Annotated in this window: 9 protein-coding genes; 4 read left to right on the top strand and 5 right to left on the bottom strand. The window is 40.7% G+C overall.

Going from position 1 to position 10,306, the window contains the following annotated elements; translation table 11 throughout:
- The first annotated feature begins 123 nt into the window (after positions 1–123).
- On the top strand, positions 124–942 hold the full coding sequence (locus V7077_RS06310; RefSeq protein ID WP_335499495.1) for a GDSL-type esterase/lipase family protein: 819 nt from the start codon (positions 124–126) through the stop codon (positions 940–942).
- Positions 943–1,002: 60 nt separating this feature from the next.
- Here the strand turns inward: V7077_RS06310 and V7077_RS06305 are convergent, their stop codons facing one another.
- Positions 1,003–1,566 (bottom strand): DUF2062 domain-containing protein, encoded by a 564-nt coding sequence (locus V7077_RS06305; protein WP_335499493.1) that lies wholly within the window; start codon positions 1,564–1,566, stop codon positions 1,003–1,005.
- A 351-nt stretch (positions 1,567–1,917) separates the two neighbouring features.
- On the opposite strand from V7077_RS06305, the gene V7077_RS06300 reads away from it, so the two are divergent.
- Complete coding sequence (locus V7077_RS06300; RefSeq protein WP_335499491.1) at positions 1,918–2,913, top strand: NADPH:quinone oxidoreductase family protein; 996 nt, start codon at positions 1,918–1,920, stop codon at positions 2,911–2,913.
- Between the two features lie 138 nt (positions 2,914–3,051).
- On the opposite strand, the gene V7077_RS06295 is transcribed toward V7077_RS06300, so the two are convergent.
- Positions 3,052–3,867, bottom strand: a complete 816-nt coding sequence (locus tag V7077_RS06295; protein WP_335499489.1) for a rhamnogalacturonan acetylesterase — start codon at positions 3,865–3,867, stop codon at positions 3,052–3,054.
- 326 nt (positions 3,868–4,193) lie between these two features.
- Here V7077_RS06295 and V7077_RS06290 point away from each other — a divergent pair, with 326 nt between their 5' ends.
- Together V7077_RS06290 and V7077_RS06285 are read left to right on the top strand one after the other, a co-directional pair.
- The gene (locus V7077_RS06290; RefSeq protein ID WP_335499487.1) at positions 4,194–4,670 is read left to right on the top strand and encodes a hypothetical protein; all 477 of its coding nucleotides are present in this window, start codon (positions 4,194–4,196) and stop codon (positions 4,668–4,670) included.
- Between the two features lie 55 nt (positions 4,671–4,725).
- Positions 4,726–5,448 (top strand): 4Fe-4S binding protein, encoded by a 723-nt coding sequence (locus tag V7077_RS06285; RefSeq protein ID WP_335499485.1) that lies wholly within the window; start codon positions 4,726–4,728, stop codon positions 5,446–5,448.
- A 63-nt stretch (positions 5,449–5,511) separates the two neighbouring features.
- On the opposite strand, the gene cysI is transcribed toward V7077_RS06285, so the two are convergent.
- The 3 genes from cysI to V7077_RS06270 form a co-directional block, all read right to left on the bottom strand.
- A complete protein-coding gene (gene cysI / locus V7077_RS06280; RefSeq protein WP_335499483.1) occupies positions 5,512–7,230 on the bottom strand; it encodes an assimilatory sulfite reductase (NADPH) hemoprotein subunit in 1,719 nt (572 codons plus the stop codon).
- 28 nt (positions 7,231–7,258) lie between these two features.
- Positions 7,259–9,058, bottom strand: a complete 1,800-nt coding sequence (locus tag V7077_RS06275) for an assimilatory sulfite reductase (NADPH) flavoprotein subunit (RefSeq protein ID WP_335499481.1) — start codon at positions 9,056–9,058, stop codon at positions 7,259–7,261.
- Between the two features lie 509 nt (positions 9,059–9,567).
- Positions 9,568–10,305 (bottom strand): sirohydrochlorin chelatase, encoded by a 738-nt coding sequence (locus tag V7077_RS06270; protein WP_335499479.1) that lies wholly within the window; start codon positions 10,303–10,305, stop codon positions 9,568–9,570.
- Position 10,306 lies beyond the last annotated feature (1 nt).

The following is a 10,306-nucleotide window of genomic DNA, read 5'->3' as shown; positions in this document are numbered from 1 at the left end:
CTGGAGCGGAAATCAACAATTAACAAAGCCTAAAAATAAGAAAGTGTCAGCTTGAATGGAAATCAACTCCTACATCTTTCTGTTGTTTTCCTTGCTATAATGGAATATCAGGGAGTGAAGGAAATGAAGTTTTTAAAATACCTAATCTGTTTCGTTTTGATTATAGGACTTGGTTCGGCAATCTGGATCTATTATCCACACTATCAACTTTACCAAATGAAAAAACATACGGTTAAAGCCAGGCAGGCTGACAACCAAGTTTCCTATCTTACTTATTTTAAAAATAAAAAAGCTGCCACCTTGTATCACCTGGCCATCGGTGACTCGGTGATCCGCGGCGTTGGTGCCGAACAAAGCCAAGATTTGGTTTCGCAATTTTCTAATTCACTGGGCGAACAGGCCCACAAAAAAATAGCGTTTAACAACCAAGGAATTAACGGGATTACAAGCAGCGAATTAAACCAGCTTGTCCAGACTGGGCAATTTGATGATTCGATTAAACAGGCTGACATTATTACAATCAACGTGGGCGGAAATGATATCATTCACGCAGCCAAAGGACTAGACCTTCAATCTGTCTTTCAAACCTATGATGAGCTGCAAGCCACCTTTACGAAAAATTTAACCGACATTACGGATCGAGTTACCAAACTAAATCCTCATGCTACGGTGGTTTTATTAGAATTATATAATCCATTATCTCCGGATAACCAAATGTATGCACTTGCTGATAAACTGCTGCCAAAATGGAATGTCCATATTTATGAAGTGGCAAACCGCCTGCCCTCTTCGATGGTGATTGAAACGACAAAGGTAATTAACGGCGAGCATCTACAAAATTTAGCTGCCGATGGTGTCCATCCAAATTTAGCGGGTTATACCGCCATTTCCGAACAGATGATCTATCAATTTAAACATCAATATCGAAAAACAGCCGCATAAAAAAACGAAGGAGCAGCACTCCTTCGTTTTTTTTTCACCATTCATGCGAACGTTTACAGGTCAAATAAAATTTTTATTCACTCTTTTAATCCGGATCTCACTTTTAGAGCGCCTTCTTTTTAAACGATTCACACGTTCTTTTTCATAAAAATAATGAACGATGAAGTATGATATAACGCTAAGGATAATTCCAAAGATGGTCATTCCAATCAAAGCGTGAAATCCGCCGTGTATGAGGCTGACTAGGCTGTGGAAATCACCGTGCAACAGCTTTTGGAATGAAAAGGAACCATTGTGTCCAATTTTCACCTTCATTGGAAGAATTATTTTCCCTAATTTTCTGGCAAAAGGCAATAAAATGACGGGCAGCAATGTCAATTTTCCAATTACATTACCAATAATCGAAGCTGGGAGCGATCCTTTCGCCAAGCGGACAATCGGTACGAATAAAATATATATTAAGGAAGCAGACGAAATGACTAACATCTCAAGACCGAATCCAATTGCAAAACCCAACGATACTTTTTTTGCCCCTCCAGGAGAACGGAGAAGTTTTAAAAAGTTTAACTTAAAAGCACGTCCTAGGCGTTGAAAGAAATTATACTTTTTATGTTTTATGCTCATAAGTTAACCTCCCGACCGAATACAATAAAAGATTATAAGTTAATTATATTCCAAAAGAACTAAATAAACCAGAAGTACTATACAGGATATTGCTGGTTTTTTGAATATTAATAAAAAATTAATTTAACAAGTCAATTTTTTATTAAAAATTAAGGTGACATGTGTTTGTAAAGCGGGCTCATCCGTTTACCATATGATATGTTAAGAACTTCATTTTGTTCCTTTCTCGGGACTTTTATCCTCAAGACGATTTCCTAGTATTTTCACAATTCATCCGTGTACCATAAAGGTAAAATGATACTATTTATTGTATGATAATCTTACGTCTAATTTTTGTGAGGAGTTAATACCATGTCGCAAACGTTTAAAGCCTTGATTGTTGATAAGCAGGACGAGCAATTTTCTGCTGAAGTACAAAAACGAACATTAGCTGATCTTCCTGAGGGAGAGGTTCTGATCAAAGTCCACTACTCAAGCGTCAATTATAAAGATAGTTTGGCCAGTATTCCGACTGGCAATATTGTCACACGCTATCCATTCATACCAGGTATCGATTTAGCCGGGGTAGTCGTTTCGTCTAGTGACGCTCGTTTCCAAGAAGGTGATGAAGTCATTGCCACGAGCTATGAAATAGGTGTCTCCCATTTTGGAGGTTACAGTGAGTATGCCCGAATTCCTTCTAAATGGATTGTACCACTGCCAAATGGCCTAACCTTAAAAGAAGCAATGGTCATTGGTACAGCCGGTTTTACTGCTGCGCTGTCGGTCCAGCGTTTAGAAGAGAATAACGTTACAACAGAAAAAGGTAAGGTTCTCGTTACCGGTGCTACGGGCGGGGTCGGAAGCTTTGCTGTTTCCATTCTTGCTAAGCGTGGTTACCAGGTGGACGCAAGTACGGGTAAAAAATCCGAGTATGACTACTTGAAGAAGCTCGGTGCAGCAGCAGTCCTCCCGCGTGAAGAAGTTTATGACGGAAAAATTAGAGCCTTAGGCAAGCAAAAATGGTTTGCCGCTGTTGATCCGGTGGGCGGGGAACCACTCGCTTCATTATTAAGTCAAATTGAATACGGCGGTTCAGTTGCTGCTAGTGGCTTAACCGCCGGAACTAAATTGCCTACATCCGTGTTTCCATTTATTCTTAGAGGCGTTAATTTACTAGGAATCGACTCTGTTTATTGTCCGATGGAAGCTCGCTTAAAAATCTGGGATCGGCTTGCTTCTGATTTCAAACCAGACAATTTAGAAGAACTTATCCAAGATGAAGTCACGCTTGAACAACTGCCTGAAGTCCTTCCTACACTCTTAAAAGCACAGGCTAAAGGAAGAATAATTGTAAAATTAAGCTAAAGTCCAGATAAATAAGAGGCACCGCGCAACGGTAAGCGAAGCGCCTGGAGCGGAAATCAACAGACTAGTCTAATGAATAAAATAGAAGGTGCTCCTAAAAGTTATACTTTTGGGACACCTTCTTTCTTTTTGCATTTACTAACGGTATTTTGGTAAGACATGCATTTTTAGCGGCAGGTTTTGCTCAGTTATCCCCTCAACAAGCAATTTGGCAATTTGCCGGGCTCCATAAACTTGAAAATGTGTACTGTCCATTACTCCATCAGGGTAGTTAGGATACTCCCCTTTTTTTAACCATAAAAATAAGTTTTTCGTTTTAGCGGGTCCTAGCTGTTGATATAATTTTTTACTCTTTGCGGCTAAATCAATAACAGGGACATTTTCTTCTCTAGCCAACGCTCTCATCGCCGCTGGATATCGGCCGTGTGTTTCCATTGCCTTGCCATCACTTGAAAACCTCAACCTTTGTACAGGTGTCACTAGTATAGGGATTGCCCCTTTATTCCTAGCACCCTCAATATACTTTTTTAAGTAACTTTTATATGTTGTGTTTGGGTTCGTATAAAGTCTTTTAAAGCTGAATTTTTCATCATTATGTCCGAACTGAATGAAGAGATAATCCCCCTTTTGAATTTGGTTCAAAATCAATTTTAATCTTCCCTCATAAATAAAACTTTTCGTACTTCTCCCACGCTTTGCATAATTTCGAATCGTCACTTTTGAATCTAGCATGGTGGGGAGCACTTCCCCCCAGCCTGCTCGCGGGTATAGTGATTTTGGATAATCGGAAACAGTGGAATCCCCGGCAAGATAGATTGTAACTGGCTTGTCATTTTGCTGTGCCAAAGCACGCTTTGGTGGCTCTTCTGATTTTTGAACAATTATACAGGCCGAAACACCTGATAGGATCAACAAAGAAAATAACGCCAGTTTCCATATAATTCCTTTGCACATTTCAATACCCCCTATGTAAAATCCATTGATGTCTTAGTATTTATATAACCACAACCACAGATTCAAATCACATTATATTTTTACACCTTTAGTGATTTCTGTACAGCAATTTCATTTTTTGATTTGCCTAACCAAATAGGTAAACTTTCACACTTTCAAAATGTTGTGCAAGTCTGTACTTAAATAGCGGGTAGTATCGTTGATACAAAATTCATAATGTTTTCATTTTTTACTGCTTCTATTATTCTAACAAATGGTAAAATTAGGAATATAAGTGCATTACATTAATTGATGAGACATTTTTGAATCGTATCAGGGGTGATAATATGTTAGGTCATTTAGGTTTTTCCTATGTAGGTCTGATCTATTTATTGATGTTATGGATTCCCAACGCCATTTGGAGTAAGTACAAGCCAATTGATTATAACCCTGCCAATGAAAACAAATTATTATTATTATTTGAACGTGTTGGACAAATATGCTGTACTTGCAGCATCCTAATTTTTACTGATTTTAACCCTGCACCATTTTCAGCATGGAGTTATTGGTTATTAGCATCATTTGCTTTAATGATTCTATATGAAATTAGTTGGATTAGATATTTTATTGGTGAGCATACGGAAAAAAATTTTTACCGAAGTTTTTACGGAATTCCCGTGCCTGGTGCAAGTCTCCCTGTGATGGCCTTTTTGCTATTAGGTATTTATGGAAAAGTAATTTGGTTGATTACATCCGCGGCCATTATTGGAATTGGACATATCGGTATCCACATTCAGCATTTAAAAGCAAGTATGGTTAAATAAGGCTTCTCAAGTTTTGTGAATCTTTTCACAACATATTAATTGAGGGGGAACAAATATGAAAAGGCAAAATAGTAGAAAATTACTATTAATTGTTTCTATGCTGCTATTTCCGATAACCATTTATTATCTTTCGCCACAATTGATTATAGTAGGGGCACGAGACGGAATAATCACTGGAAGCTTCATTGTTTTTCTCTCATTGCTCATAAGTTCACTTTTATTAGGAAGATTATTTTGTTCGTACCTCTGTCCTGCAGGAGGACTTCAGGATTGTGTAACGCTAATTAATGATAAAAATCCCAAGCAAGGATGGAAAAATAATATTAAATATGTGATTTGGTTGTTATGGGTAAGTAGTATTATATTTTGTTTTATAGTTAGAAAACACCAAATATCCGTAAATTTTTTCTATGAAACTACTAATGGAATATCGATAGCAAATGTATATGATTATATCATTTATTATGGGGTAGTTTTGCTTATTTTCATTCCATCTGTTGTGTTTGGTAAACGGATCTTTTGCCACTATTTTTGCTGGATGGCGCCGTTTATGGTATTAGGAACTAAAATTGGGAATCTTCTTCATATTAAACGAGTCAAGTTACATGCAGATAAAACTGCATGTATAAACTGTCATTTGTGTAATAAGTCCTGCCCAATGAGTCTAAATGTTTCAGAGAAAGTTAAACTAGAAGAAATGGATGATAATGAGTGTATTCTATGCGGGTCATGTATTGATCACTGTCCTAAAAAGGCGATTACTTATATTGTAAAATAAAAAATGGCCTAGTTCGAATGAACTAAGCCATTTTTTATAACAGTCTCCCTCACCTGGTCCAATTTATTCGTGGAAGTTGGTACCGTCAGTGGTTGCTTTCACGATTTCAGCGCGGATGACGAAATCACCAAAGTGCTCGCCTTCCAGTCTTTCCTTCGCATAGCGTGGAAGAATCACGCGCAACTCCTTCAGAATCTCTTCTTCACCGATATTTTCACGGTACATTTTGCTTAACCGACTGCCATCGTGTGCAGCGCCAAGATACATATTGTATTTCCCTACCGCTTTACCGATAAAGCCAATCTCCCCAAGTGCGTGTCGGGCACAACCATTCGGACAGCCTGTCATCCTGATGGTTATTTCCTTATCACGCAAGCCGCTTTCATCAACAATCTCTTCAATTTTTGTGATTAGAGATGGTAAATAGCGCTCTGCTTCTGCCATCGCTAATCCGCATGTAGGTAGAGCTACACAAGCCATTGAACTGCGGCGTAAAGCAGAATAATGCTTGCCGTCTGTTAAACCGTATTTTTCAATCAAATCATTGATTTTCTTCTTTTTCTGGCTAGAAACATTGGCAATAATTACGTTTTGATTACCGGTTAAGTGGAAATCACCCGTATGGACTTTAGCAATTTCGCGCAAGCCGGTCTTTAATTGATAATCTGGGTAATCCGCCACACGGCCGTTTTCGATAAATAAGGTAAAATTCCATTTACCTTGAACCCCTTTAACCCATCCATAGCGGTCGCCATTAGAGTCAAATTGGAACGGTTTCGCTTCATCGAGGCTCCATCCCAAGCGGTTTTCAAGCTCGGCCTTGACGTTTTCCAAACCAAGTCTGTCAACTGTGTACTTAAAGCGGGCATTTTTACGAACGGAACGATTTCCGTAATCACGTTGGATCGTAATCGTTTTTTCCGCTACTTCATAAAGTTGATGCGGTTTAACGAAACCAATCACTTTTGCCAGCTGAGGATATGTCGCGGTATCACCGTGTGTCATACCCATACCTCCGCCAATACCGACGTTAAAGCCGATTAGTTTGCCCTCTTCAACAATCGCAATGAAAGCAAGATCTTGTGAAAAGACATCGATGTCATTGGACGGCGGAACTGCGATACCAATTTTGAACTTACGCGGTAAGTACGTTGGTCCATACATCGGTTCCACTTCTTCAAATTCAGGAGTGCCGGCAACTTTTTCTTCATCAAGCCACACTTCATAATAGGCTCTTGTTTTTGGAAGAAGATCCTCACTTAATTTTTTAGACCATTCATACACTTCCGCATGAATCTCAGATTGATAGGGATTTGAAGCACACATTACGTTACGGTTTACATCACCGCAGGCTGCGATCGTATCCATAAGGGCACCATTAATTTCCTGAATGGTACTTTTCATATTCCATTTTAAAATTCCGTGCATTTGCCATGTCTCACGTGTGGTCAGCTTTAAAGTGCCGTTACCATATTTGTCAGCAAGTTCATCCATGACGAGCCATTGGTTCGGTGCTGCTACTCCCCCAGGAAGGCGGACACGAAGCATGAATTGATAAGCTGGTTCAAGCTTTTGCTTAGCACGTTCATTGCGAAGGTCGCGGTCGTCCTGCAAGTAGCTGCCATGGTGTTTCATTAGACGGTTATCGTCGTCTGGAATACCGGCGCTGATTCGATCCTGCATAACTTCTTTCAACGTACCGCGCAGATAGTTGCTTCGTACTTTTATATCCTCAACATCACTTGGTGGTCCATCTGGTGCTTTTAAAATTTGATTAACCATGTTGAATTAAAACTCCTTCCCCTTAAAATCAATATACATCCCGCTGGTAACGTTTTTGCTGCTGCATGTCGGCTAAATAAGCCTCTGCATCCTCACCGCTCATATTGCCTTCTTTTTCAATAATATCGATAAGTGTTTGATGCACATCATGTGCCATGTGCTTTTCATCACCACAAATGTAGACGACTGCACCATCTTGAAGCCACTGGAATAACTCCTGGCTTTGCTCCTGCATGCGGTGCTGCACATAAACCTTTTGATCAGTATCTCTTGAAAAAGCTACATCCAGTTTCGTTAACGTACCGTTTTGCAGCCATTTTTGCCATTCAACTTGGTAAAGGAAATCCGTCACGAAATGCTGGTCGCCAAAGAACAGCCATGACTTTCCTTCTGCCCCCGTTTCTTCACGTTCCTGCATAAAAGAGCGGAATGGCGCTACACCCGTACCAGGGCCAATCATAATGATTGGTGTTTCTGCGTTTTGTGGCAGTTTAAAGTTTTCATTTTGCTGGACATACACATTGAGAATATCCCCAGGGTTAATCCGGTCCGCAACTAATGTTGAACATACGCCATTTCGACTTCGTCCATGTGCATTGTAGCGCACCGCGCCGATTGTCAAATGAACTTCATCAGGGTTTGCCGTTAAGCTGGAGGCAATTGAATAAAGGCGGCCTGGTATTTTACGTAAAATCGAGACAAACTCCTGTGCGGTTACGTTCCAAGGAGCATAATCACGAACTAAATCGATTAAATCGCGTCCATGAATATAGGCTTTTACTTCTTCTTCTTTACCAGGGGCAAGAAGCTCCTGTATCGCTGCAATTCCAGTCAGGTCTGCTGCTTTTTGAAGAAACGGCTTTGTTAGAACGCTAATTTCATAATAAGAAACAAGCGCTTCTCGTAAGGTACGAACGTCACCCTGTTTCACTGTTACTTTTTCATCAGGGTTCATATTTAATTCCTTGATTAATAGATCCACTAACTCTGGATCGTTGTCTGGATAAATCCCAAGAGCGTCTCCCGGCTCGAATGTTAAGCCAGAACCTTCAAGCGAAATCTCAAGGTGATGGGTTTCTTTATTTGAGCCTCTGCCGTTCAGGTTGATATTTTCAAGTACTTCTGCTTTAAACGGGTTCGTTCTCGAGTAAACCGATTCGGTTGCTGGGTTTGCAGCCGTTAGAGCTGGTGCTTGAGTAGCGCCTGCAGCCTCTCCTAAGCTCGCTAGAACTCCTTCAAGCCATTCTGCAGCTGGTTCGTCAAAATCAACATCGCAGTCGAAGCGTGGATATAGACGTGTACCGCCCAGTTCTTCTAAACGAGCATCGAAGTCTTTTCCTGTTTGGCAGAAAAATTCGTATGAGCTGTCTCCAAGAGCTAAAACTGAAAAATGTAAGTCTTCTAGTTTTGGTGCTCTTTTACTATATAAGAACTCATGGAAGCTAATGGCGTTATCTGGCGGATCTCCTTCTCCATGTGTACTCGCAATGATTAAAAGATTTTGCAGCTTCTTAAGATTATTTGGTTTAAAATCACTCATCGCGCTGACGGTTACTTGGTATCCGTTTGCTTCTAGCGATTTTGCTGATTTTTTGGCTAGGCCTTTAGAGTTCCCTGTTTGAGAACCGTAAAGAATCGTTACCTCTTTTGAAATTTTTGAATTTTCGATTGGAAGCTGTGCCATTTGCGCTGGTGCGGTTCCCAATTGGGAGCCGGCAAGATAGCCGCTGAGCCAAACCTTTTGAGTTTCGGACAAAGTTGGCAGGAGTCTGTTAAGAAGCTCCACCTGCTCCTCTGTAAATGGGCTGTTCAATACCTGAAGTTGCAACAATACCACCTCACATGGAATTAAAAAATAATTATTTTGCAATATTATTGAGAAAATTCTCTTAGAATCTAGCATGCCATTTTTTTATGATTCAGACAACTATTATTCTAAAAATTTATCTTTTTTTCAAAATTACTTTGGTCGGGACTTAAATAAGATCGTAGAGTACGATTCTTCCCGGTTTTTAATCGAATTTCTCATGAGTCACTCTTATCAGAGATAGCAGCTCTTTTTTTCCGATTTCGGCAGCTATGAACGCCTCTTATCTGTCGAAGCTGCTCCTTTTTCAGGACTTCGACAGTTATGAACGCCTCTTATCTGTCGAGGCTGCTTCTTTTTCAGGGCTTCGACAGTTATGAACGCCTCTTATCTGTCGAAGCTGCTTCTTTTTCAGGGTTTCGACAGTTATGAACGCCTCTTATCTGTCGAAGCTGCTTCTTTTTCAGGGCTTCGACAGTTATGAACGCCTCTTATCTGTCGAAGCTTCTCTTTCTTCATAGCTTCGACAGTTATAAACGCCTCTTATCCCACATTGCCCGTTCCACCACAATATCCTCAATCACCCGGTGCTCAGAAAGGATACCAGTATGATAGATTTCCCGGCCCTGCTTCGACCACTTCCGAATCTCCGCCGTTACCTCCGCAATCAGAAGCCCGGAGAATAACAAATAAGGAATCACAATCACCTTACCCTTAGCATCATCCATAACCGCAGCTAACCCTTCCGAAAACCGGGGTTCTGCCGCCGCCAAATAACATACCGATACACCAGTGATACCAAGCCGTTCCATCACGCCATCCACAATCAAGCCGAAATCGGCCAGTGTGGCAGGGTCACTGCTCCCTCTTCCGACAATCAACACCCGATCCTCGAGCCCCACTGTCCCTACAGTCTCTCGAACGAGTTCAGCGACAGCATCCAGAATTTGACCTTGAACACCGAAAGGATCTTTAACCTTAATCGAAACATCAGGATAAGTCGAGCGTAACTCCTCAAGTACATTGGGAATATCCTGTTTGATATGCCCGGCCGCTAGTAGAAATAGGGGAACAACCGTTACTTCTGCTGCCCCTCTCTCCACACAGCGCCTAAACCCTTCGTCAATGGAAGGTTCCGTTAACTCTAAAAAACTAATTTCTTGAATCGGAAAATCGACCCGCTCACTCACTCTCGCAATGAAGGCTCTTGCCTCATCTGCTCCTTTTTTCGAGCGTGTGCCATGACCAATATATAAAATGGCTTTCATC

The sequence above is a fragment of the Neobacillus vireti genome (genome assembly GCF_036962465.1).
In the GTDB taxonomy this organism is placed as follows: Bacteria; Bacillota; Bacilli; order Bacillales; family Cytobacillaceae; genus Neobacillus; species Neobacillus vireti_B.
Note: the sequence above shows the minus strand (reverse complement) of the source record. Positions and strands in the feature narration are given on the sequence as shown.